This window comes from Caballeronia sp. INML2 (assembly GCF_023631365.1).
Classification (GTDB): domain Bacteria; phylum Pseudomonadota; class Gammaproteobacteria; order Burkholderiales; family Burkholderiaceae; genus Caballeronia; species Caballeronia turbans.
In genome coordinates this window covers 78,116-101,713 of record NZ_JALQDH010000047.1, presented here as the reverse complement: position 1 = coordinate 101,713, position 23,598 = coordinate 78,116, and the positions used below count along the sequence as shown (strand labels likewise).

Annotated in this window: 20 protein-coding genes; 10 read left to right on the top strand and 10 right to left on the bottom strand. The window is 65.6% G+C overall.

Going from position 1 to position 23,598, the window contains the following annotated elements; all coding sequences use genetic code 11:
* Positions 1-63 precede the first annotated feature (63 nt).
* Together NCT32_RS16460 and NCT32_RS16455 are read left to right on the top strand one after the other, a co-directional pair.
* Positions 64-777 carry a heavy metal response regulator transcription factor gene (locus tag NCT32_RS16460; RefSeq protein WP_061115957.1) on the top strand — a complete coding sequence of 238 codons (714 nt, stop codon included), beginning with the start codon at positions 64-66 and terminating at the stop codon, positions 775-777.
* Positions 774-2,249, top strand: coding sequence for a heavy metal sensor histidine kinase (locus tag NCT32_RS16455; RefSeq protein ID WP_061115958.1), 1,476 nt, complete (start codon positions 774-776; stop codon positions 2,247-2,249). The genes NCT32_RS16460 and NCT32_RS16455 overlap by 4 nt, the downstream gene beginning before the upstream one ends.
* Positions 2,250-2,259: 10 nt before the next feature.
* Here the strand turns inward: NCT32_RS16455 and NCT32_RS16450 are convergent, their stop codons facing one another.
* From NCT32_RS16450 to NCT32_RS16405, 10 genes are all read right to left on the bottom strand, one after another.
* Entirely contained in the window at positions 2,260-2,886 is a 627-nt protein-coding gene (locus NCT32_RS16450) for a hypothetical protein (protein ID WP_250477351.1), read from the bottom strand.
* 143 nt (positions 2,887-3,029) lie between these two features.
* Positions 3,030-4,001: a hypothetical protein gene (locus NCT32_RS16445; RefSeq protein ID WP_061115960.1), complete on the bottom strand. Its 972-nt coding sequence runs from the start codon at positions 3,999-4,001 to the stop codon at positions 3,030-3,032.
* A gap of 143 nt (positions 4,002-4,144) precedes the next feature.
* Positions 4,145-4,492: a hypothetical protein gene (locus NCT32_RS16440; protein WP_061116111.1), complete on the bottom strand. Its 348-nt coding sequence runs from the start codon at positions 4,490-4,492 to the stop codon at positions 4,145-4,147.
* Positions 4,493-4,615: 123 nt separating this feature from the next.
* Positions 4,616-4,966, bottom strand: coding sequence for a hypothetical protein (locus NCT32_RS16435; protein WP_061115961.1), 351 nt, complete (start codon positions 4,964-4,966; stop codon positions 4,616-4,618).
* A gap of 188 nt (positions 4,967-5,154) precedes the next feature.
* Positions 5,155-5,316: a hypothetical protein gene (locus NCT32_RS16430; protein WP_250490442.1), complete on the bottom strand. Its 162-nt coding sequence runs from the start codon at positions 5,314-5,316 to the stop codon at positions 5,155-5,157.
* 295 nt (positions 5,317-5,611) lie between these two features.
* Complete coding sequence (locus tag NCT32_RS16425; protein ID WP_061116112.1) at positions 5,612-8,347, bottom strand: nitrate reductase; 2,736 nt, start codon at positions 8,345-8,347, stop codon at positions 5,612-5,614.
* Positions 8,348-8,365: 18 nt separating this feature from the next.
* Positions 8,366-9,637: an NAD(P)/FAD-dependent oxidoreductase gene (locus tag NCT32_RS16420; RefSeq protein ID WP_086960676.1), complete on the bottom strand. Its 1,272-nt coding sequence runs from the start codon at positions 9,635-9,637 to the stop codon at positions 8,366-8,368.
* On the bottom strand, positions 9,634-9,978 hold the full coding sequence (gene nirD, locus NCT32_RS16415) for a nitrite reductase small subunit NirD (protein ID WP_061116113.1): 345 nt from the start codon (positions 9,976-9,978) through the stop codon (positions 9,634-9,636). Before nirD ends, NCT32_RS16420 begins: the two co-directional genes overlap by 4 nt.
* A 17-nt stretch (positions 9,979-9,995) precedes the next feature.
* Complete coding sequence (nirB, locus tag NCT32_RS16410; protein WP_250477350.1) at positions 9,996-12,536, bottom strand: nitrite reductase large subunit NirB; 2,541 nt, start codon at positions 12,534-12,536, stop codon at positions 9,996-9,998.
* Between the two features lie 11 nt (positions 12,537-12,547).
* Positions 12,548-13,873, bottom strand: coding sequence for an MFS transporter (locus NCT32_RS16405; RefSeq protein ID WP_061115964.1), 1,326 nt, complete (start codon positions 13,871-13,873; stop codon positions 12,548-12,550).
* A gap of 642 nt (positions 13,874-14,515) precedes the next feature.
* Here NCT32_RS16405 and cobA point away from each other — a divergent pair.
* The 8 genes from cobA to NCT32_RS16365 all read left to right on the top strand — a co-directional run bounded on the left by cobA (position 14,516) and on the right by NCT32_RS16365 (position 23,547).
* Entirely contained in the window at positions 14,516-15,283 is a 768-nt protein-coding gene (gene cobA / locus NCT32_RS16400) for a uroporphyrinogen-III C-methyltransferase (protein WP_250477349.1), read from the top strand.
* 84 nt (positions 15,284-15,367) lie between these two features.
* The gene (locus NCT32_RS16395; protein ID WP_061115966.1) at positions 15,368-15,940 is read left to right on the top strand and encodes an ANTAR domain-containing response regulator; all 573 of its coding nucleotides are present in this window, start codon (positions 15,368-15,370) and stop codon (positions 15,938-15,940) included.
* Between the two features lie 14 nt (positions 15,941-15,954).
* Positions 15,955-17,085, top strand: coding sequence for a CmpA/NrtA family ABC transporter substrate-binding protein (locus tag NCT32_RS16390; RefSeq protein WP_250477348.1), 1,131 nt, complete (start codon positions 15,955-15,957; stop codon positions 17,083-17,085).
* 44 nt (positions 17,086-17,129) lie between these two features.
* Positions 17,130-17,615 carry an adenosine-specific kinase gene (locus tag NCT32_RS16385; protein ID WP_061115968.1) on the top strand — a complete coding sequence of 162 codons (486 nt, stop codon included), beginning with the start codon at positions 17,130-17,132 and terminating at the stop codon, positions 17,613-17,615.
* Positions 17,616-17,936: 321 nt separating this feature from the next.
* Entirely contained in the window at positions 17,937-18,548 is a 612-nt protein-coding gene (locus NCT32_RS16380; protein ID WP_061115969.1) for a DUF2760 domain-containing protein, read from the top strand.
* Positions 18,545-20,443, top strand: a complete 1,899-nt coding sequence (locus NCT32_RS16375) for an Hsp70 family protein (RefSeq protein ID WP_250477347.1) — start codon at positions 18,545-18,547, stop codon at positions 20,441-20,443. The genes NCT32_RS16380 and NCT32_RS16375 overlap by 4 nt, the downstream gene beginning before the upstream one ends.
* Positions 20,444-23,230 carry an Hsp70 family protein gene (locus NCT32_RS16370; RefSeq protein WP_061115970.1) on the top strand — a complete coding sequence of 929 codons (2,787 nt, stop codon included), beginning with the start codon at positions 20,444-20,446 and terminating at the stop codon, positions 23,228-23,230.
* A gap of 158 nt (positions 23,231-23,388) precedes the next feature.
* A complete protein-coding gene (locus tag NCT32_RS16365) occupies positions 23,389-23,547 on the top strand; it encodes a hypothetical protein (protein WP_157697443.1) in 159 nt (52 codons plus the stop codon).
* Positions 23,548-23,598: the final 51 nt, after the last annotated feature.

Here is a 23,598-nt window from a genome sequence, read left to right as displayed (position 1 = left end):
ACTCGTATAGTAAGCAGTTGAACAACACGGTAAGCACACACTGAACGCGCACAGGTGCCAGGCATGAAAGTCCTGATAGTCGAAGACGAACACAAAGTGGTGGATTACCTGCGCTCGGGGTTGACCGAGCAAGGCTGGGTCGTCGATATCGCAATGGATGGCGAGGAAGGCACGCATCTCGCCATCGAATACGACTACGACGTGATCGTGCTCGACGTGATGCTGCCAAGACGCGACGGCTTCGCGGTATTGAAAGCGCTGCGACTGCAGAAATCGACGCCGGTCATCATGCTCACCGCGCGCGATCACATCAACGATCGCGTGCGCGGGTTGCGTGAAGGCGCGGACGACTATCTGACGAAGCCGTTCTCGTTCCTCGAGCTCGTCGAACGTTTGCATGCGCTCGCACGCCGCACGCGCGCGCAGGAATCGACGCTCATTTCCGTCGGCGATCTGTATGTCGATCTGATCGGCCGCCGTGCGACACGCGATGGCGTGCGGCTCGATCTCACCGCAAAGGAGTTCCAGTTGCTCTCCGTGCTCGCACGCCGCCACGGCGACATTCTCTCGAAGACCGCGATCACCGAGCTCGTCTGGGAAGTCGATTTCGAAAGCCACACGAACGTCGTCGAGACGGCGATCAAGCGGCTGCGCGCGAAACTCGACGGACCGTTCCGCACGAAACTGCTGCATACCGTGCGAGGCATGGGCTACGTGCTCGAAGTGCGCGAAGCCCGCGACACGCGCGAAACAAGGGAAGACGCGAGACCATCATGAATACGCAGCGGGCATCGGCACCGGACGAACCACGCACGCAGCGCTCCATAGCGCGGCGCCTCGCCGTGATGTTCGCGCTCGTCGCGTTGTTCGTTTTTTCGCTCGTCGGCTCAGGGCTTTTCCTGGTGCTGCGCGTGCAACTGGAGCAGCATCTGCGCGACTCGCTCGACAATCGCGCGGAAGTTGCGCGGCTCATCGTCACGCACGTATCGAACCCGGATAAATGGAAGATCGCGAAGGAGAAACTCGCCGACATCACGCCGCGCGATGGCTCCACGCTCTTCGCCGTCTCCAGCAACGATCCGCGCTTCGAATACGGCTCGCCGCCCGCGGGCCACGTCATCAAACGTGTGATGGGCGGCTATGCGCGCTTCCGTCCCGAAGGCCGCGCCTACGACATGCTGATGACCACGCTGACGATTCCGCCCAACGCGGACAGGCCGCCCTTGCAACTCTTCGTCGCGATCGACTGTTCCCCCAACGTCCACACGATGCGCGCCTTCGGTCTCGCGCTCGCGGCGTTCATGGCGTTGTCGACCGTCGCGGTGCTGCTGTTGAGCTATTCGGTCGCGCGCCTCGGGCTCGCACCGCTTGCCCGCCTCACACGCGACGCATCGAAGCTGAGCCCGAACAATCGCTCGCAACGCCTCAACACGCACGCGCTGCCGATGGAACTGGAGGATCTCGCGAAGTCCTTCAACGGCGCGCTGGAACGGCTCGATCACGCATACGGCCGGCTCGAATCCTTCAACGCGGATGTCGCGCACGAGCTGCGCACGCCGGTCACCATTCTCATCGGTCAGACCGAAGTGGCGCTGACGCGCGACCGCTCGATCGACGAGTTGCGTCACACGCTGCAATCGAATCTTGAAGAGTTCGAGCGCGTGCGCGCGATCATCAACGACATGCTGTTCCTGGCGCGCGCCGATCAGGGCGAGCGCGCGACGGGCCTCGTCGAAGTGTCGCTTGCGGCCGAGGTCAACCGCACGCTCGAGTTTCTGGAAATTCCGCTGGAAGAAGCGCAGGTCCGCGCGGTCGCAACCGGCGATGCACGCGCTTTCGTCAACACGTCTCTGTTCGGACGCGCGCTGTCCAATCTCGTGATGAACGCGATCCAGCATTGCGCGCCGGGTGCGACCATTTCCGTCTCGATCACGCGCGAACATGGACGCATCCGCATCGCGGTGGCCAATCCGGGCGAGCTGATCCAGCCGCATGTCAAGGAGCATCTCTTCGACCGCTTCTACCGCGCGGAAAGCTCACGCACGAACAGCCGTGAAAATCACGGCCTCGGCCTCGCCATCGTGAAGGCGGTGGCGGAAATGCATCGCGGCACGGTGTCGGCGACGAGCGAGCACGGCATCAACACGTTCTCGTTCTCGGTCGCGCGCTTCGGCAATGAAGCGCGTGCCGCGCAGGATCCGGGCTTGCCCGTGCCGCCGGTCGTCGAAGCCAAGTCGGCCACGACATGACGCGCGCGCGTCACTGACAGAAGTATTCGTCCGATGCGGCCACCGGCGCTTCAGCCGTCGCCGGCTTGAAATGACTGTACTTGCGGTACGTCTTGCCGTTCACCGTCACGGACTCGGCAGCTTCGGTCTCGCCCGAACTCGACGCGATCGCGCTGCTATGCGCCTCGACGTTGTTGTTGCTCCAGCTGCTCGCGCGCGCATACGATCCGCCCTTCGACGTATCGGTCTTGCCCTGTTCCGCGATCGTGTTCGTGACGGGATTGCCGAAACTCTTCGTATCGATCGACGATTTCGGAGGCTGGTAGCCCCACTTCGACGTGAGCGTGCTCATGTCGATCTCCTGCGGCTTCCAGCCGACGATTTTCGCGCCGACCGAGAGCGGCGACAATTCCACCGCGACGATCTGCGTGCCGCGCCGCGCGACGAGCAGGCACTTTCCGCCCGAGCTCTGCAAGGGCACATAGCCGCTCGAAGGCAAGAGCGCGAGCGCGTGCGCATCGGGCATCGGCTGCACACCGACCGGATTCGCGGCCCAGATCACGCCGGCGTTCGCATCGGCGTGCGCGCTCATCGGCATCATCCAGACTGCCGCACTCGCCGCGAGCGCGATGGCCGCCATTTTCGTGTGACTCTTCATCGCATGCCTCAGCGGGAAAACGAGGGTTGACTCTCCGGGACCAGTCTTTCAGAGCCAACCCTTCAAAGGGAGAGACGGCCTGTTGTCACAGGCGCGTCTCTTCTGTTTAACGGCGCCACTCCGCCATTGGACCTGGTGCTTCGTCACTTCACCAGCGAGACTTCGATCTTCTCGCCGATCGGCGCGCTCGCGACTTCGACGCCGTTCGCGCCGTCAGTCTGATCGTACACGCGGGCCGCGACGGGCGTGGGCTGCGCGACCCGCTTCGCGGGCGCCGGCTGAGCCTGCTTCGCGTCGTCCTGCGTCTTCATGTTGACTTCCGGATTGTTCGCGGCGGTCACCGGCAAGCCGAGGCGCGCGCGGACCAGCGGGTCGCGATACTTTTCATCGTCCGACAGCACGGCGTCAGCACCCGACTTCGCGAGCGGCGTGGTTGTGCCCGGGCACAGATGGCCCGTCGCTTCGACTGCGCGGCGGTTCGCGTCGCTCTGGCACAGGAGCGCCAGCGCGACATCGGTCAGGCCCATCGCGCGGAATTCGCGTGCATCGAGACGACGTACGCATGCCTGATCGACGAGGGTCGTGCCGCCGGTCGCGCCGAAGCCCGTGATCGACAGGCCGAAGCTGGCGGAGCCCATGCAGGTGTCGGAGAGCGTCGTCGTGAGCGCGGGCGCCGCGATCGACGGCGTCGTGCGCACCGAGTACGAGCTCTGGTTGTAATCGACCGTCGTGCGCGTGTCGAACGCGCTCGAACCGGGGCCGCTCGCCGCCTTGCCGGTCGCGTCGGTGCCGCTCGCATCCGTGCCCGAATTCGTGAGCTGCGGCATCGACAGCGAGATGTTCACGTTCGACGAGCCGCCCTGTGCCGACGAACGGCCACCGCTGGCCGTCGCGACGCCGAGGCCGCCCACCGACGAGGAATTGGAACTGGTGTTGGCCGTCGAGTTCGCCGACGTGCCGATGTTGTTCAGGCTCGAACCGCCGCCCTGGCCGATACCCGTGGACGTCGAACCCGAAACCGAGCCGGACGAGGAATTGGCCGTGGTGTCGGCGTGGGCCAGTTGCGCGGCGCAAAACAGAACCGCGCATGCCAACTGCAAAGTGGTCTTGTTCATTTGGTGCTCCGGAAGAAAGGGGACGCCACGGCGCATGACGGTCCCGGACGACTTAGAGTTTTTTTATAGGTTCGGCAAAGGCGGAGTCCCGCAAGCGCTCGCTCGTCATGACGCCGCCTCTGCCTTGGGGCGCTCAGGCCGGCTTAGCGCCAGCCGCCGCCCAGCTTGCTCCATGCGTTGGCCGCTGCGTCCGCGCCCGAGGTGCCGCCCGCTTGCGCGTTGCCGTGACCGAAACCGCCCACGTTCGACGTGTTGGTGTGGCTCGTCGTGGCGTTGGTCGCGTTGCCCGTCACGCCGAACGCGTTGCCGGCGATCGATTGCGCGTTGCCGTTGGCCGTGCCGTAGTTGCTGGCGGTGAAATGGCCGAAACCCGAGACCGACGCGGCCGTCGAGCCGCCCGAGGTCGAGGAGGAGCTGGAGTTCGTGGTCGTGGCCATTGCGGCGACGGAGACGAACGAGAGCAGTGCGGCAGCGATCAGAGTGCGTTTCATGATTTGCATTCCTTATCGAACAAGTAAGATTGGATTTTGTTTTTTGTTCTTCGAACTACGGTCACGTCGGTTGCGGATAAGCGAACCCCGTTGCGGCGAAGTCCGCCCTCCGTCGCCGCGTGCTTAGCGCCAGCCGCCGCCCAGCTTGCTCCAGGCGTTCGCAGCAGCGTCGGCGCCCGAGGTGCCCGTTGCCGTCGAACCGCCGAAGCCCTTGCCGCCCACCGACGACGTGTTGATGTGGCCGGTCGTCGCGTTGGTCGTGTTGCCCGTCACGCCGAAGCCCTGGCCGGCCGTCGACGATGCGTGACCGTTGGCGATGCCGGCGTTGGTTGCGGTGAACGAGCCGTAGCCGAACACGGCTGCCGCGGTGTTGCCGCCCGAAGTCGAGCTCGAGCTGGACGAGGTGCCCGTGGCGAAAGCAGCGGCGGAAACGAGGGAGAGAACGGCTGCTGCTGCGATCAGTTTGCGTTGCATGGTGAAGTCTCCAGGTGTAGGCGCACAGTCAATTCCAGCTACATCGACGCCGGTATGTAGCTGGCACAGCGAAATCATTTATTTAGCATTCCTATCTCCAAGGCCCGCTTCAACTCCACGTCGATGAACCAGCGTGAAAATCAGCGAGCGTTGGGAAGCAGGGCGCGTTTTGGGCGCGGGCTAACCGGTCAGGAGCGGTGCAAGGTGCGAACGTTGCGGACTTCGTTCAACTGAAGCCGCCGTTCGTGCAACAGGTCAACGTGTAGTTGTGACGGGCTCTTGGCTGCCGTCGAGCGGATCGTGGCGCGTAGGCCTTCCGCATGGTCTATTTGTTTTGCGTTCTTCTTCATCGCAATCCCCGTATCACTTCTTGTGTTTGTCTGCAGGCTTTGGTCTTTCAATTGCCTGCGTTTTGATGTGACTGTACGGAAGATGAATCGGACGAAGCGTGGGCGAGCCAACATTACATTTCACGTCGTAACAATTCGTGAGAAATCTTGGTTGGCCACCGCTCATTCGGCGGGGCCACACCCCTGAAACGCCCTGTTTACGGGGGTCTCCAAAGGTTCACCCGCATAGTGGGAGTGTTACCGACGCAGAAGGCGGGCGACCTGCGTCCGATTTTGAAAGGTGGACACGCGCAACTCAGACCGCGCTCAGACGCGCCATCTCTGTCTCGACGATGAGTTTCTTCAACTCCGGCACACACGACCCGCAGTTGCCGCCGGCCTTCACGCAGGACGTGATCTGCGCGGCGGTTTTCAGTCCCTTGTCGCGGATCGCGTTGCAGATGGTATTGCGTCCGACGCCGAAGCACGAGCACACGGTCGGCCCCGTGTCCTCGCCCTTGACCGAAGGCTGGCCGAGCAGGAGGCTCGCGCGGTCGTCGTCGTCGAGCCGGTCCTTCTCGAAGAGCGTCGCGAGCCATTCCCGCGCGGGCAGATCGGGCCGTTCGGAGATGAACACGCAGCTCTCGATGCGCTCATCCACCACATGCGCCGCGCGATACACGCCCGCGCTCTTGTCCTCGTATTCGATCCAGTCCGCGTGTCGATCGTCGATATGAAAGAGCGCACGCGCCCAGTCGTGATGATCGCCATGCGATGCATCGAAGCGATTACGGCCCGCCATCTCGTAGCGCACGTGTCGCGCGCCGTGCACGCGCGTCCAGTGCGTGACCATGTCGAGATCGGGCGCGGTGCGCGAGAGCGAAAAGCCGTGCCACGTGACGTGAAATTTCTCGATCGCGACAGGCGTGTGCTTGAATTCAGGCTCGCCCGAAACAGGATCGACGACGGGATTGACCACCGCGCCGACGCGCGCGTCCGAGGCGACCTGATCGTTCCAGTGAATCGGCACGAACACGCTGCCGCGCGGCATGCCGCCGCCGTGTTGCACGCGCGCGATCATCGAACCCCAACGGCTCGACACGCGCGCAAGCTCGCCTTCGCGCACGCCGCATGCGAGCGCGTCTTGCGGATGCATGTCGATGAACGATTCGCTGATGTGTCCCGCGAGCTTCGCGGATCGGCCGGTGCGCGTCATCGTGTGCCATTGATCGCGCACGCGGCCGGTGTTGAGCACGAGCGGATAGTCTTCGTCGGGCGCGTTGACGGGATGGCGCGGCGGCGTCGGGACGAAGCGCGCGCAACCGTCCGCGTGACTGAAGCGCTGATCTTCGAAGAGCCTCGTAACGCTGCCTTCTTCCACGGAGCGCAGCGGCCATTGCGTCGGCTGCAAGGCGTCGTATTGCGCGCGATCGAGGCCCGTCAAACCGCCGATGTCGAACGCGCGATGCACGCCCGTCGCCGCATCGTTGCGATATGCCGAGAGCCGCGCGTGCTCGTCGAAAATCTCATGCGGCCCCGCGAAGTCGAAGCCGTCGAAGCCCATGCGACGCGCGACGTCGCACATGATTCGCCAGTCCGCGCGCGCCTCGCCCGGCGCCGGAATGAACGCGCGTTGACGCGAGATGCGCCGCTCCGAGTTCGTCACGGTGCCGTCTTTCTCGCCCCAGCCGAGCGCGGGCAGCAGCACATCGGCGAACGCGTTGGTATCCGTCTTCTCGACGATGTCCGAGCTCACCACGAGCTCGCACTGTTCGAGTGCCCGCTTCACGCGATCGCCGTCGGGCAGGCTCACGACAGGATTGGTGCCCATCACCCATACCGCTTTCACGCGGCCGGCTTCGATTGCATCGAACAATTCGACGGCCTTCAATCCGGCGCGCTCCGCGATCACAGGCGAATTCCAGAACGTCTGCACGATCTCGCCATGCAGCGGATCGCCGAACTCGAGGTGCGCGGCAAGCGTATTCGCGAGGCCGCCGACTTCGCGGCCGCCCATCGCGTTGGGCTGGCCGGTGAAAGAAAACGGCCCCATGCCCGGCTTGCCGATACGTCCCGTCGCCAGATGACAGTTGATGATGCCATTGACTTTATCCGTCCCCGCGCTCGACTGATTCACGCCCTGCGAATAGACCGTCACCACACGTTCCGTGCATGCGAACAGCCGATAAAACGTCATCAGGTCGTGTTGGTCGAGCTTGCAGTCCTTCGCCGTTTGCGCGAGATCGGAAGGTCCAGCCGCGGCGAGCGCGGCATCGAAGCCGCGGGTATGCGCATCGACGAAGGTCGCATCCGTCGCGCCATGTTCCGCGAGGAATGCGAGCAGGCCGTTGAAGAGCGGAACGTCGCTGCCGGGCTTGAGCGGCAGGTGCAGATCGGCCATTTCGCACGTTGCGGTATGGCGCGGATCGATCACGACGATCTTCATCTCCGGCCGTTTCTCCTTCATCTTCACGATGCGCTGAAAGAGAATCGGATGGCACCATGCCGTGTTCGAGCCGACCAGCACGACGAGGTCCGCGAGTTCGAGGTCCTCGTAGTTCAGGGGCACGAGGTCTTCGCCGAATGCACGCTTGTGCCCCGCTACCGACGACGACATGCACAGCCGCGAATTCGTGTCGATGTTCGCGCTGCCGATATAGCCCTTCATCAGCTTGTTGGCGACGTAGTAATCCTCGGTGAGCAACTGGCCCGATACATAGAACGCGACCGCATCCGGACCATGCTGTTCGATGATGCGCGCAAAGCCGCTCGCAACCGTGCCGAGCGCGTCGTCCCACGACACCTCGGAGAGCGATCCGGTATGCCGGCCGCGCAGCTTCGGGCTGAGCAGGCGCCCTTCGAGTCCGATCGTGTCGCCGAGCGCCGAGCCCTTCACGCACAGACGGCCGAAGTTCGACGGATGCGCTTCGTCGCCCGCGATCGTTACTTCGGTCGCGCTCTTCGGCGACGCCTCCACACCGCAGCCGACGCCGCAATACGGGCACGTGGTTTTGACGGAGGCCGATTGAATCGGGATGATGGGCTTGGTCACGCTCAAGGTCTCTCCTGCTTATGCTGATGCGCCCGCTTCGCAAAGGGTCTTGCCGAAGAGAAGCCTGCCGCGCAGATGCGATACGTCCGTGCGGTTCTGAATCAGATCGAAGTACCAGCCGCCGTCCTTCACGTCGCCATACAGCACCGCGCCGATCAGACGTCCCGCGTTCAACACGAGACGCTTGTAGACGCCGCGCCGGGGATCGCGCAGCACGAGATCCTCGCTGTCGTCGCCGCCGATGAAATCGCCGGCCGAGTACAGATCGACGCCCGTCACCTTCAGCTTGGTCGCGGTCGCGCGCTGCACATAGCGGCGATGCCCCGCGCCCGCGAGATGCGCGCCCGCCACGCGCGCCTGATCCCAGATCGGCGCGACGAGACCGAAGGTCGCCGAGCGATGCTGCACGCATTCGCCCACTGCGTACACGCGCGGGTCGAAAGTCTGCAGCGTGTCGTCCACGACGATCGCACGCTCGCAATGCAGTCCGGCCTCTTGCGCGAGCGCGATGTTGGGCCGCACGCCTGCCGTCATCACGACGAGGTCCGCGTCGATCTGCGTGCCGTCCGCGAAACGCACGGCGCGCACGCGGCTTTCACCGATGATTTCGGTGGTCTGAGCGGCCATCACGAAGCGCAGGCCTTTTGCTTCGAGAGAACGCCTGAGCAACGCGGACGCGCTTGCATCGAGCTGACGATCCATCAGGCTTTCGCCCGCATGCACGACCGTCACGGTCATGCCTCGCCGTTGCAAACCGTTCGCCGCTTCGAGCCCGAGCAAGCCGCCGCCGATGACCACCGCATGACGATGATCGCGCGCCGCATCCAGCATCGTTTCGACATCGTGTATGTCACGAAACGCGATCACGCCGGGAAGATCGCATCCGGGCACCGGAATGATGAAAGGCTTCGATCCGGTCGCAATCAGCAAGCGGTCGTAACGCGCCTCGACGCCCTTCTGCGAACGCACGATGCGCCGCGCCCGATCGATGCCGATGACCGCATCGCCCGCATGCAGCGTGATGCCGTTCGCGTCGTACCACTCGCGCGTGTTGAGGATGATGTCATCGACAGTCTTTTCGCCCGCGAGCATCGGCGACAACAGAATGCGGTTGTAATTGCCGTACGGCTCGGCGCCGAACACGGTGATGTCGTACAGCCCGGGCGCGATCTTCAGCAGTTCCTCGACCGTGCGCATGCCCGCCATGCCGTTGCCGATGACGACGAGCCGCTGGCGCGACGCGGTATCGCGCAACGACGCCATGCCCGCAACCGCATATTCGGTCTTCATGCCGCGACCCACACCTTGCCGCCCGCGACCTTCACGCGATACGCGCTGACCGATAGCTCCGGCGCTTCGAGGCATTCGCCGGTGCGCAGATCGAAGTGCTGCTTGTAGATCGGCGATGCGACGACGATGCGCTCGCCCAGACTCCCCACGATGCCCCGCGACAGCACCGCGGCTTGCGAATGCGGATCGTAGTTGTCGATCGCGTAGACGGCCGCGTCCTCGCCCGCGAGATGGAACACCGCGACCTGCGTGCCCTTCACGAGCGCGCAGACGCCGGTATCCGGCACGATGTCGTCGAGTTCACACACGGCGGTCCAGTCCTGTTCGATACGGTCGTTCATGATCATTTCTCCAGGGTTCAGGCGGTTTCGACTACGACAGCAATGTCAGCGAGCTTCGACTTGCGCTCTTCGAGCGTCGCGGGGCGAATCTGGCCGCGCTCTTCCACGAAGGTCACGTTCGCATCGCCCTGTTCGCTGTTGACGAAGTGACGGAAGCGCTTACGTGTATGCGGGTCCGTGACGGCCTTCTTCCACTCGTCCTCGTACGTATCGACGACGAGTTGCATCTCCGCTTCGAGTTCGGCGGCGATGGACAGCTTGTCGTTGATGACCACGTCGATCAGATAATCGAGGCCGCCTTCGAGGTTGTCGCGCCACACGCTCGTGCGCTGCAGGCGATCGGCCGTGCGCACGTAGAACATCAGGAAGCGGTCGATATAGCGTACGAGCGTGTCGTGATCGAGATCGGACGCAATGAGTTCGGCGTGGCGCGGCTTCATGCCGCCGTTGCCACAGACGTAGAGGTTCCAGCCCTTTTCCGTCGCGATGACGCCGACGTCCTTGCCTTGCGCCTCGGCGCATTCGCGCGTGCAGCCCGATACGCCGAACTTGATCTTGTGCGGCGTGCGCAGGCCCTTGTACCGGTTCTCCAGTTCGATCGCGAGACCGACCGAATCGCCGACGCCATAGCGGCACCACGTCGAGCCGACGCACGACTTCACCGTGCGCAGCGCCTTGCCATAGGCATGACCCGATTCGAAGCCCGCCGCGATCAGCTCTTCCCAGATGAACGGCAACTGCTCGACACGCGCGCCGAACATGTCCACACGCTGGCCGCCGGTGATCTTCGTATAAAGGCCGTACTTCTTCGCGACCTGCCCGACCGCGATCAGGCCATCGGGCGTCACTTCGCCGCCCGGCATGCGGGGCACGACGCTATACGTGCCGTCGCGTTGAATATTCGCGAGGTAGTAATCGTTCGAGTCCTGCAGGCTCGCGTGCTCCTTCTTCAGCACGAACTCGTTCCAGCACGATGCGAGAATGCTCGCGACCGCCGGCTTGCAGATATCGCAGCCGCGCCCCTTGCCATGTTTCGCGAGCAGCGCGCCGAACGTGCGATGCCCTTCCACGCGCGCGATGTGATACAGCTCCTGACGCGAATACGGAAAGTGCTCGCAGAGATGATTGTTCACCGCGAGACCTTGCCGCTTCATCTCCGACTTCATTACCTGCGTGACGAGCGGCACGCAGCCGCCGCACGACGCGCCCGCCTTGCACGACGACTTGATCGCGCCGATGCTCGTCGCGCCGGCGCAGACCGCCGCGCAGATTTCCGCCTTGCTCACGTTGTTGCATGAACAGATCTGCGCGCCATCGGGCAATGCTTCGACGCCGAGCGCGGGCTTCGCCTTACCATCGCTTTGCGGGAGGATCAGGAACTCGGGCGCTTCGGGCAGCTCGATCTTGTTCAGCATCATCTGCAGGAGCGTGCCGTATTCGGCCGCATCGCCGACCATCACGCCGCCCAGAAGAAACTTGCCGCATTCGGACACGACGATCTTCTTGTAGACCTGCTTGCGCTCGTCGCTGTACTGATACGTGCGGCAGCCGGCCGTCTTGCCGTGCGCATCGCCGATGCTCGCCACATCCACGCCCATCAGCTTGAGCTTCGTGCTCATGTCCGCGCCCGCGAACGCCGCGTCCTCGCCGATGATCTGCTTCGCGACGATGCGCGCCATGTCGTACCCGGGCGCGACGAGGCCGAACAACTGGCCTTTCCACAACGCGCATTCGCCGATGGCGAAGATATCGGCATCGCTCGTGCGGCAGGTGTCGTCGATCACGATGCCGCCACGCGGGCCGATCGTGAGACCCGCGGCGCGGGCGATGTCGTCACGCGGACGAATGCCCGCGGAGAACACGATCATGTCGGTGTCGAGATGCGTGTCATCGGCGAAATTCATGCGGTTCACCGCGCCTGCGCCATCGACGATCGCGAGCGTGTTCTTGCCCGTATGCACCGTGACGCCGAGCTCCTCGATCTTCGCGCGCAATACGCGACCGCCGCCATCGTCGACTTGCACCGCCATCAAACGCGGCGCGAACTCGATCACGTGCGTTTCGAGCCCCATGTCGCGCAGCGCCTTCGCTGCTTCGAGACCGAGCAGGCCGCCGCCGACCACCGTGCCCGTCTTCGAGCGCGCGCCGAACGACTGCATCGCTTCGAGGTCCTCGATCGTGCGATACACGAAGCAGCCGTCGCGGTCCTTGCCCTCGACCGGCGGCACGAACGGGTATGAGCCGGTCGCGAGCACGAGCTTGTCGTACGGCAGCACTTCGCCGGTCGAAGCCGTGACCGTGCGCGCCGCGCGATCGATGGCGACCGCGCGCGCGTTCAATTTCAGCGCATAGCCCGAACGCTCGAAAAAGCCCGCTTCGACGAGCGACAGATCAGCCGCGCTCCTGCCCGAGAAAAATTCGGTCAGATGCACGCGGTCATACGCGGCGCGCGGCTCTTCGCACAGCACCGTCACGTGCAGCGCGTCATTGCCGCTATCGGCGAGACATTCGAGGAACTTGTGGCCGACCATGCCGTGGCCGATGACGACGATTTTCATGACGGGCCCTCTCAGTTGGCAATGACGTTGTTGGCTGCGAGGGCGCTTTCGCGCAGTGCCGCTTCGCGTGCCTTGTGTTCGGGAGAGAAACGCACCGCGAGCGCGCACAACGCCGTGCCCGCGACGACCACGCCGAGCATCGAGAGCGTCGCCTGCGCGTTGCCGAGCCCCTTCATCAGGAAGCCCGCCGCGACGGCGCCGACGTTACCGCCCGCGCCGATGACGCCGGCCACGCCGCCGAGTGCCTTTCGGTCGATGAAGGGCACGAGCGCGTAAGTCGCACCGCACGCCATGTGCGTGAAGAGACCGAACGCGAGCATCGAAACGACCGCGAGCACGACGCTCGGCGCATGCGCGAATGCATAGAGACCGAGGCCTTCGCCCGCGATCAATGCGAAGAGCAGCGTCGCGCGGATATCGAGGCCTTTCTTTGCTGCGGCTTTATCGGAGAGCCAGCCGCCGAGCGCGCGGGCGAAGAGCGCGAGCAGGCCGAAGCTGCCCGCCGCCATGCCCGCCTGACCGAGCGTGAGATTGAAGCGATCGACGTAATACACCGCCGCCATGTTGTGGATGAACACTTCCACGCCGAAGCACGCACCATAGGTCACGAACAACATCCACACGCGATAGTTCGAGCAGGCGGCGAGGAAGCTCTGCCAGCCGCCCTTCTTGCCGCCGTCGATGGCGATGCCCGCACGGCGCAGCGTCGCGAAATCGCCTTGCGGACAGTCCTGCGTGTAGCGCCAGTAGAAGAAGGCCATCACCGGCATCGCGATGCCCGGCACGATCAGCGCGACGCGCCATGCCGATGCTTCACCCGTACCGAGCGCGATAGCGGCCGCGACGAAGAGCGGAATGACCGCCTGTGCCGCGCCCGCACCCGCATTGCCCCAGCCTGCCGTGGTCGCGTTCGCGGTGCCGACGACGTTCGGCGCGAACATCACCGACGTGTGGTACTGCGTGATGACGAAGCTCGCGCCGATTGCGCCGATCGCAAGACGGCACCACAGGAAGCTGTCGTAGCCCGTGGACAGCGCCGCGCCGAGCACCGGCACCGCACCCGCGAGCAGCAGCGCGCTATACACCTTGCGCGGCCCGAAGCGATCGCACATCGGCCCGACGACGAGGCGCACCAGAATCGTCACGGCCACGGCCGCGATGTTGATGTTCGCGACCTGATCCGCCGTGAGGCCGTACTCGCGCTTGATGAGCGGCATCAGCGGCGCGCAGGCGAACCACGCGAAAAAGCACACGAAGAAGGCCATCCACGTGAGATGGAAGGCGCGCATCGGCGCGCTGCGCATGCTGAAGAGATCGATCCGGGTGGCTTTGTCCATCGTCTTTCCGCAAAAAAAGAAAGGCGTCCCGCGCATCGACCGGGAAGCCGATGCGGGGGACGCCGTTGTCCGATGCCCGCACGTTCTTCACCTGTCGGGCGCTGTATTCAGGACGGATCGCCGTTGATCCGATGGCAAGACATAAGGCAAGGGCTATGCCATGCGCGACGCATCGGCCGAAGAGGCTTGCTGCATACGGCTTTGCGCAACGCATGCACTGCCGGGGCGCACGCGCTTCACGGCGCGTTTCGATGCAGGCGGGCACAGCGATGGTGCGACGCAGCACTGATGACGTGCGAACGCGCGAACATCGACCTCGTTCTTCGCGCCGGATTTTGTACCAACCGGTTCGTCCGTTCAGTCACTGGAACGAAGCACATTCGCGCCGAAGCGGTGCCGCGTGTGTCGAGCGCGCACAAGCACAGTGCGGCGAGCGCGACCCAGTCCTTGTTTCGCGCAATGGCCCGCTTATTGCATCGAGAAAACCACTGCGGGCAACGGCGCTCGCGGCATCTCGAAGCAAAAGAGCAAGGACAAAGGCGTCCCCATCGTGCAGCGACACGAGCGGACGCTATTGGCGTTTGCCGCGCCGATGCGCCCCACATACGCACATACGCACGTACGCAGAACAGGTAAGCAACGATGAGCACCATCCAAGGCAAAGTCACTCTGTTAAGCGCAGGTCCCGGCGATCTCGACCTGCTGACCCTGCGCGCCGCGAAGGCGCTCGCCGCCGCCGACATCCTGCTCGTCGACGATCTGGCCAACGCGGACATCGTCACGCTCGCGCCGCATGCGCGCGTGATTCGCGTCGGCAAGCGCGGCGGCTGCAAGTCGACGCCGCAAGCGTTCATTCAGCGCCTCATGCAGCGCTATGCGAGGAAGGGATTGCATGTGGTGCGCGTGAAGGGCGGCGACGCTTTGCTCTTCGGCCGCGCCGGCGAGGAGATCGCGGCGCTGCGTGAAGCGCATATTCCGGTCGATATCGTCAACGGTGTGTCGTCGGGCTTCGCGGCGGCGGCGGGACTCGGCATCTCGCTCACGCATCGCGATCATTGCCAGGGCGTGACCTTCGTCACCGCGCACATGCAGGATCACAGTCAGCCGGATTGGGCCGCCCTCGCCGCCACCGGCACCACACTCGCGATCTATATGGGCATGAGCCGCATCGCGAGCATCACGGCATCGTTGATGGAAGCGCTTCCTTCGAATACGCCCGCGGCCGTCGTGCAGAACGCGGGATCGTCGAAGGAAAGGCGTCTCGTCACGACGCTCGGCCGTCTCGCAGAAGAAGCCTCGGCGGCCGGTCTCGGCAGTCCCGCGGTGATCCTCATCGGCGGTGCGATTGGAGAAGCGGCTGAATTCACGACGCACGCCGCGAGCGCGAACGGCCTGGCCCATGCAGCCTGAAGCGGGTTCTCAAACGGCAGGCGGCGCGCTAAAGTCATATGAGCCGCTTTTGCCGTTCTTCGCATGACCTCCTCCGCGTCCCGCATGCTTCGCGTTCTTCTCGTCACCGACACCGACAAGCCCATCGGCGATTTGCGCGAGCAACTCGCCCGCATGGGCTATGACATGCTCGCCGAAGTCGCCGCGCCGTCGGCCTTGCACAAGGCCGTCGAGAGTCAGAAGCCCGATGTCGTCATCATCGACACCGAATCGCCCTCGCGCGATACGCTCGAACAGCTCGCCGTGATGAACAAGGCCGCGCCGCGCCCCGTGCTGATGTTCAGCAACGACGCGGACCAGCAATTCATTCGTGCGGCGGTCGGCGCGGGCGTCACCGCGTATTCCGTCGAAGGGCTCGCGCCCGCGCGGCTCGCACCGATCATCGACGTCGCACTCGCGCGCTTCGCGCATGAAGCGCAATTGCGCCAGCGTCTCGCCAAAGTCGAGGATGAACTGGAGCAGCGCAAGGTCATCGACCGCGCGAAACGTCTGTTGATGGACAAGCGCGGCATGTCCGAACACGATGCCTATGCGGCACTTCGCAAGCGCGCGATGGATCAGGGCGTGAAGGTCGCGGAGATCGCGCGTCAACTGCTCGCGCTGTCCGACCTGTTCTAGCGCCACCGACACCTATGAACTCCCCCGACACGACTTCTCCCGCGCCCGAACGCACGCATCTGCGGCTCGGCTTCGTCGCCCTTTCCGATGCCGCGCCGCTCGCCGTCGCGGCATTGCGCGAACTCGGCGCGCGGCACGGCATCAAGATCGAGTTGTGCCGTCAGCCTTCGTGGGCCGCCGTGCGCGACAAGCTGCTATCCGGCGAAATCGACGCCGCACATGCGCTCTATGGACTCGTGTACGGCGTGCAACTGGGCATCGGCGGGCCGCGGGCGGACATGGCGGTGCTGATGGTCCTCAACCGCAACGGCCAGGCGATCACGCTGTCGCGTCCGCTCGCCGATGCGATCGAGCACGGCGCGAGCGTGAAGGACGCGCTGGCCTCGCTCGGGCGGCGGCCCGTCATCGCGCAGACGTTTCCGACCGGCACGCACGCGATGTGGCTTTACTACTGGCTCGCGGCGCACGGCGTGCATCCCTTGCGCGATGTCCAGAGCGTCGTGATTCCGCCGCCGCGCATGGCCGATGCGCTCGTCGAAGGCGCGCTCGACGGCTTCTGTGCGGGTGAGCCGTGGCACGCGGTGGCCGAGGCGCGCAATGCGGGCAAAACGGTCGCGTACACGAGCGAGATCTGGCCGGATCATCCGGAGAAGGTGCTCGCCTGCCGGCGCGATTTCGCGGCGCTCTACCCGGCGACGGCGCGCGCGCTCGTGCGCACGATGCTCGACGCCTGCGCATGGCTCGATTCGAGCGACCATCGTAAGGAGATCGCGCAGGCGCTGGCGTCGGCTGAACTGCTCGGCGTGCCGCGCGCGCTGATCGAGCCGCGCCTCGTCGCCACGGACGGCGGCGATGCGCGCGCGCTGCCGGTGCGATTCTTCGATGGCGGCGCGGTCAACTATCCGCGCGTATCGGACGGGCTGTGGTTCATCACGCAGTATCGGCGCTGGGGCATGCTCGATGCCGATATCGACGACGCAGCCGTCGCGGCGAGCGTCAATCAGACCGCGCTTTATCGCGACGCGGCGCGGGCGTCGGGGATTGCGCTGCCCGAGGAGCGGCGCGCGGCCACCCTCTGCGATCGCCGGGTTTGGGACGGCGGCGACGCGGCGGGGTATCTCGCGGGGTTCGAAATGCGCGCGTGAAAAGCGCCTACCATGGAATTTCCAGCGCGCAACGGAGATCCGCCATGGAACTGCTCGCCATTGCCATCGACAAGCCCGAGGACACCAACTTCATCCTCGGCCAGTCTCATTTCATCAAGACGGTCGAGGATCTGCACGAGGCGCTCGTCGGCGCGGTGCCGGGCATTCGCTTCGGGCTCGCGTTCTGCGAGGCGTCGGGCAAGCGGCTCGTGCGCACGTCGGGTACGGACGAAAAGCTCGTCGAGCTGGCCGCGCGCAATGCGCAGACCATCGGCGCGGGACACAGCTTCATCATCGTGCTCGGCGACGGCTTCTTTCCCGTCAACGTGCTCAATACGGTGAAGACCGTGCCGGAGGTCTGCCGCATCTTCTGCGCGACCGCCAATCCGACGCAGGTGCTCGTCGCTCAGACGGATCAGGGACGCGGAATCGTCGGCGTCGTGGATGGGCTGCCGCCCCTCGGCGTCGAGACGGCCGAAGACGTCCAGTGGCGCAAGGACCTGCTGCGCAAGATCGGCTACAAGGCCTGAATCGCGCCCGAAACGCCCGAAACGCCGGAAACCCGCGCCGCGCCTTGACTTGACCGCGCAAATCGCGAGAATGAGGCCCGCCGCCGCGCGCCTCGCCCGCGCTTTTTTCCGGCCGACGCGCGACATCATGGAAAATACCGGGATACGGTATAAACGCCGAAGCGCTTTTCATGCTTTGCCGCGCTTTCGCGGACGACGCGGCCCGAGGGCCGCGCGCACCGGCAGCATCCCGGCATCACCCCCGCCGATACGGCACCGAACACCGGCCACCCGCGCCGCCCGAGGATAGGGTCGTCCTCGCGCGGCCTACAGGAGCATCACATGACCGACATGAATCCAGGCTTTTTCGGCAGGATAGGCATTGCCTTCGGCGCCTTCTTCGGCATTCTGGGCAATGCAGCGTTCGCGGGCCGCGTGCAGCGCCTGCGCGAAGCGCCCGAAGCGCCCGAAGCGCCCGATTTCGCAGCCGAAGCGCCCAGGCCCGCCGCCGCGCCCGTGGCCGCCGCGCCGGCGCCCGCACCCGCGCAGCCCGCGCCGTCCGTGCTGAAGGAAGCAAGCCCGGTCGCCGCGCTTCAGTTGCTCGGCCTTTTGCAACGCGATGCGCGTTTCATCGATTTCGTCGAAGAGGACATCGTCAATTACAGCGACGCCGATATCGGCGCGGCCGCCCGCCTCGTGCACGACGGCTGCCGCGCGGTGCTGCGCGAGCACTTCACGATCAAGCCCGTGCGCACCGAAGCCGAAGGCAGCCGCGTCACGCTGCAGGAAGGGTTCGATGCGGCCGCGGTGCGTCTGACCGGCAATGTCGTCGGCAAGGCGCCATTCAACGGCCAGGTGAGCCATCGCGGCTGGAAGGTCGAAGACACGCGCCTGCCGAAGCTCGCGCCCTCCCATGATGCAAGCATCGTCGCGCCGGCGGAGGTGGAACTGTGAGCGATATCGACAGCAACGAGAATCAGGCGCGCTATTCGATCGGCGTCGATCTCGGCACGACGCATTGCGCGCTCTCCTATGTAGACATGAGCGCGAGCGACGGCGAGAAAACCGCGCAGGGCGTGCTGCCGATCTCGCAACTGACCGCGCCCGGCGCCGCCGAAGAGCGCGATCTGCTGCCCTCTTTCCTCTATCTGCCGCACGAAAACGAGCTCGCGCCCGGCGATCTCACGCTGCCGTGGACGCAGGAGCGCACGTTCATCGTCGGCGAACTGGCGAGGAGCCGCGGCGCGGGCACGCCGATCCGCCTCGTCTCCAGCGCGAAAAGCTGGCTGTGCCATCCGGGCGTCGATCGCCGCGCGGCTATCCTGCCGTCCGATGCACCCGAGGAAGTCGAGCGCGTATCGCCGATGGAAAGCTCGGTGCGCTATCTGACGCACTTGCGCGAGGCGTGGAATCACGCGCATCCGGACGCGCCGTTCGACCGGCAGGACGTCACCGTGACAATTCCCGCGTCCTTCGATCCCGCCGCCCGCGAACTCACCGCCGAAGCCGCCGCGGCCGCCGGCTATTCGCGCATGACGCTGCTCGAAGAGCCGCAAGCCGCGCTCTATAGCTGGATCCAGAAGTCGGCCGGCGGCTGGCGCAAGCAGGTCAAGGTGGGCGATGTGATTCTCGTCGTCGATGTCGGCGGCGGCACGACCGACCTCTCGCTGATCGCAGTCGTCGAGCGCGAAGGGAATCTCGAACTGCATCGCGTCGCGGTCGGCGAACATATCCTGCTCGGCGGCGACAACATGGACCTCGCGCTCGCGCACACGGTCGCGCGCAAGCTCGCAGCGCTCGGCACGCAGCCCGATCCGTGGCAGTTGCGCGCCCTCACCTACGCATGCCGCTCGGCGAAGGAAACGCTGCTTTCCGATCCGACGGTCGAAGCTGTGCCGCTCGTCGTGCCGAGCCGCGGCTCGAAGCTGATCGGCGGATCGCTGCGCACCGAACTCACGCGCGCGGAACTCACGCAGATCCTGCTCGAAGGCTTTTTCCCGCAAGTCGACGCATCCGCGCGGCCCGTGTCGCGCGCGCGCGTCGGTCTCACGCAACTCGGTCTGCCTTACGCGCAGGACGCCGCCGTCACGCGCCATCTCGCCGCGTTCCTCGGCCGTCAGGTCAACGCGCTGGCCGAAGTCGAAGGCCTCCGGCATCAGGCACCGCAAGGCGCGACGCTGCTGCATCCGAGCGTCGTGCTCTTCAACGGCGGCGTGTTCAAGTCGCCGCTGCTCGTCGAGCGCGTGATGACGACGCTCAATGCCTGGCTCGCCGCCGAAAGCGCGCCGCCCGCGCGTCTGCTCGAAGGCGCGGACCTCGATCTCGCGGTCGCGCGCGGCGCGGCCTATTACGGCTACGTGCGGCGCGGCAAGGGCGTGCGCATCCGTGGCGGCACGGCGCGCGCGTACTACGTCGCGGTCGAATCGGCGATGCCGGCCGTGCCCGGGCTGGAGCCGCCCGTGCAGGCGCTGTGTGTCGCGCCGTTCGGCATGGAGGAAGGCACCGACGCCGAGTTGCCCGCGCAGGAGTTCGGGCTCGTCGTCGGAGAGCCGGTGCATTTCCGCTTTTTCGGCTCGTCGGTCCGCCGGCAGGATCAGGTCGGCACGCTGCTCGAATACTGGCAACCGGACGAGTTGCAGGAGCTCGAGGAGATCGAGGCGTCGTTGCCGCCCGAAGGCCGCACGCCCGGCGAAGTCGTGCCGGTCAAGCTGCATGCGCGCGTGACCGAAGCGGGCACGCTCGAACTCGAAGCGATTCCGCGCGGTTCGTCCGAGCGCTGGAAGGTCGAGTTCGATGTGCGCGGCGGCCTGAGTGGCGACATGCGCGCGGATCAGGGCATGGGCCTGTAAGTGTCCCCGCGCAAGAAAAAGGCCTCGGGCGCGCGGTACAGCGTCGGCATCGATCTGGGCACGAGCAATACCGTCGTCGCCTATGCGCCGGCCGGATCGAACGATATCCGCGTGTTCGAGATCGAGCAGCTCGTCGGTCCCGGCGAAGTGGCCGCGCAACCGCTTCTGCCGTCATTGCGCTATCACTATGCGCCGGGCGAGCTCAAGTCCGAGGATCTGCAACTGCCGTGGGGCGAGATGGAAGCGCCCGCCGTGATCGGCAGATTCGCGAGGACGCTCGGCGCGCAGGTGCCCGGACGGCTCGTGTCGAGCGCGAAGAGCTGGTTGTCCCACGCAGCGGTCGACCGCCTCGCGCCGATTCTCCCGTGGGGCGCGGGCGACGACGTCGAAAAAATCTCGCCCGTCATTGCAAGCGCGAGCTATCTGGCGCACGTGCATGCGGCGTGGAACGAGCGCTTTCCGGATGCGCCGCTCGACGCGCAAGACGTCGTGCTGACGGTGCCCGCCTCGTTCGATGAAGGCGCGCGCGCCCTCACGCTCGAAGCGGCGCGCATGGCGGGATTGGAGACGCTGCGGCTGCTGGAAGAGCCGCAGGCGGCGTTCTACGACTGGCTGTTTCATCATCGCGAGACGCTCGCCGGCGAACTCGCCGCCACGCGGCTCGTGATGATCGTGGATGTCGGCGGCGGCACGACCGACCTCACGCTCATTCAGGTCGCGATGGAAAACGGCGAGCCGGTGCTCACGCGCATCGGCGTGGGCAACCATCTGATGCTCGGCGGCGACAACATGGATCTCGCCCTCGCGCATCTCGCCGAGCGGCGTCTCGCGGGCAGCGACGCGCGCCTGTCCGCCGCGCGTCTCTCGCAACTCGTCGAACGCTGCCGCGCCGCGAAGGAGCAGTTGCTCGGCGACGAAGCGCCTGATTCCGCGTCGATCACGCTGCTCGGCGCGGGCGCGAAACTCATCGGCGGCGCGCGTTCGACGGATATCACGCGCGACGAGATCGAGCAGATCATCGTCGAAGGCTTTTTTCCGAAGGTGTCCGTGGACGATCGTCCCGGCCGCTCACGCGGCGGCATCGTCGAGTTCGGGTTGCCGTATGCGAGCGATCCGGCCATCACGCGGCATATCGCGGCCTTTCTCGGCCAGCACGCGGGCGAGGCGCGCAAGGCGCTCGGCGTCCCCGCCGAAACGCTCGCCGTTCCCGATACCTTGCTGCTGAACGGAGGCGTGTTTCGGGCCGGTCCGCTCGCGCGCCGCATCGCCGATACGCTTTCCGGCTGGCGCGGCGAACCGGTCAACGTGCTCGCGAACCACGATCCCGATGTCGCGGTCGCGCGTGGCGCGGTCGCTTATGCGCTCGCGCGCGGGGGTCATGCGCCGAAGATCGGCGGCGGCTCGGCGCGCAGTTTCTTCCTGCTGCTCGAAGACGACGCCAACGCGATGCGCGGCGTCTGCGTCCTGCCGCGCGGCACGGAAGAAGGCCAGCCGATCCATCTCGCCGGCCGGACCTTCGCGCTCACGCTCGGCGCGCCGGTGCGCTTTCACCTGGCGTCGTCGGTGGCGGAGACGGCGTACACGGCGGGTGAACTCGCGGACCTCGCGGCCGCATCGGGCGATTTCGTGCGCCTGCCGCCGATCGCGACGGTCGTCGACCCGCGCGCCGCGAACGACGGCCGGGCGCGCGAAACGCCGGTCCAGCTGACGACATCGCTCACGGAAGTCGGCACGCTGGAGATGCACTGCACCGCCGTCGACGATCCCGCGAAACGCTGGCTGCTCGAATTTCAGCTGCGCCGCGAAGCGCCGCAGACCGATGACGCCGCGAGCGAACCCCATCCGGCGCTGCCGAAGGCCATCGAGCTGATCGACCGCACGTTCGGCGCGAAGTCGCACGACGTCGGCCCGAAGGAAGTCAAGCGCCTGCGCGCGCAACTCGAACAGACGCTCGGCGCGCGCGACACCTGGGACATCGCGCTCCTGCGCGAGCTCTTCGGCGCTTTGTTCGAGCGCGCGAAGAAGCGCCGCCGCAGCGCCGATCACGAGCGCCTGTGGCTCAATCTCACGGGCTACTGCATGCGTCCGGGCTTCGGGCACCCGCTCGACGAGTGGCGCGTCGAGCAACTGTGGACGCTCTTCGATCAGGGCATCCAGTACAGCAACGAAAGCCAGATCTGGTCCGAATGGTGGACGCTCTGGCGCCGCACCGCCGGCGGACTTCCCGAAGCGGCGCAGTTGAGGCTTCTGGACGACATGGCCTTCGTGCTTCAGCCGCCCGGCACGAGCCGTTATCGCAAGGCTGCGGGTGCGGCGCGCGCGGGCTACGAAGACATGGTGCGGCTCGCGGCATCGCTCGAACGCGTGCCCGTCGAGCGCAAGATCGAGGTCGGCGAGTGGCTGCTCACGCGCCTGAAAAAGCCTTCGGAGAACGTGCAGAGCTGGTGGGCGGTCGGCCGCATCGGTGCGCGCGCGCCCTTCTATGGCAGCGCGCACGGCGTCGTGCCGCCGGATGTCGCCGTCGCCTGGCTCGACGCCATCCTCGCGCTCGACTGGAAGAAGATCGACCCCGCCGCGTTCGCCGCCGTGCAGATCGCCCGCATGACCGGCGACCGCTCGCGCGACCTGCCAGACGAAGCGCGCGCGGCCGTCGTGCAACGCCTCGAAGCGATGGGCGCGGCGCAGGCGTGGGTCTCGATGGTCCGCGAGACCGTCGAACTCGATCGCGCGGACGAAGGGCGCGTCTTCGGCGAAACGTTGCCCGCGGGGTTGAAGCTCATCCGTTGAGCACGGGACGCGCCGCGCATCGCATCGAAATGCTTCGTCCTCAGAAGCTTTTTTTGGCCGGTACGTCACGCGCAAGCCCCGCCGGGTCTTGAATACCGGCTGACCGCATCCTATGGTTATCAATGTGTCGATATGGACACACACTGAAGGAGGTCAGCATGCCATCCCCACGCAAGGCTCAAGCGAGCCAACCCGCTGAAACTGAAATGTCGAGCCGCAAGAAAACGGCCGGCAGCAAGGCATCGCCCGCGAAGGCCGCAGGCACGAAGGAAATGCAGGTCACGAAGCGCACGACCAAGGCCAAGCCAAAAAGCTGAGCGGCTATCCGAAGTCCCGCCCTCGTCATCGTGCGGGGGGCATTTGATGTG

Coding starts and splice junctions, on each gene's coding strand:
- NCT32_RS16455 (WP_061115958.1), top strand. CDS start 774: ATGAATACGCAGCGGGCATCGGCACCGGACGAACCACGCACGCAGCGC.
- NCT32_RS16385 (WP_061115968.1), top strand. CDS start 17,130: ATGGAACTGCTCGCCATTGCCATCGACAAGCCCGAGGACACCAACTTC.
- NCT32_RS16430 (WP_250490442.1), bottom strand. CDS start 5,316: ATGAAGAAGAACGCAAAACAAATAGACCATGCGGAAGGCCTACGCGCC.
- NCT32_RS16395 (WP_061115966.1), top strand. CDS start 15,368: ATGCTTCGCGTTCTTCTCGTCACCGACACCGACAAGCCCATCGGCGAT.
- cobA (WP_250477349.1), top strand. CDS start 14,516: ATGAGCACCATCCAAGGCAAAGTCACTCTGTTAAGCGCAGGTCCCGGC.
- nirB (WP_250477350.1), bottom strand. CDS start 12,536: ATGAAAATCGTCGTCATCGGCCACGGCATGGTCGGCCACAAGTTCCTC.
- NCT32_RS16365 (WP_157697443.1), top strand. CDS start 23,389: ATGCCATCCCCACGCAAGGCTCAAGCGAGCCAACCCGCTGAAACTGAA.
- NCT32_RS16405 (WP_061115964.1), bottom strand. CDS start 13,873: ATGGACAAAGCCACCCGGATCGATCTCTTCAGCATGCGCAGCGCGCCG.
- nirD (WP_061116113.1), bottom strand. CDS start 9,978: ATGAACGACCGTATCGAACAGGACTGGACCGCCGTGTGTGAACTCGAC.
- NCT32_RS16420 (WP_086960676.1), bottom strand. CDS start 9,637: ATGAAGACCGAATATGCGGTTGCGGGCATGGCGTCGTTGCGCGATACC.
- NCT32_RS16440 (WP_061116111.1), bottom strand. CDS start 4,492: ATGAAACGCACTCTGATCGCTGCCGCACTGCTCTCGTTCGTCTCCGTC.
- NCT32_RS16460 (WP_061115957.1), top strand. CDS start 64: ATGAAAGTCCTGATAGTCGAAGACGAACACAAAGTGGTGGATTACCTG.
- NCT32_RS16390 (WP_250477348.1), top strand. CDS start 15,955: ATGAACTCCCCCGACACGACTTCTCCCGCGCCCGAACGCACGCATCTG.
- NCT32_RS16380 (WP_061115969.1), top strand. CDS start 17,937: ATGACCGACATGAATCCAGGCTTTTTCGGCAGGATAGGCATTGCCTTC.
- NCT32_RS16435 (WP_061115961.1), bottom strand. CDS start 4,966: ATGCAACGCAAACTGATCGCAGCAGCAGCCGTTCTCTCCCTCGTTTCC.
- NCT32_RS16450 (WP_250477351.1), bottom strand. CDS start 2,886: ATGAAGAGTCACACGAAAATGGCGGCCATCGCGCTCGCGGCGAGTGCG.
- NCT32_RS16445 (WP_061115960.1), bottom strand. CDS start 4,001: ATGAACAAGACCACTTTGCAGTTGGCATGCGCGGTTCTGTTTTGCGCC.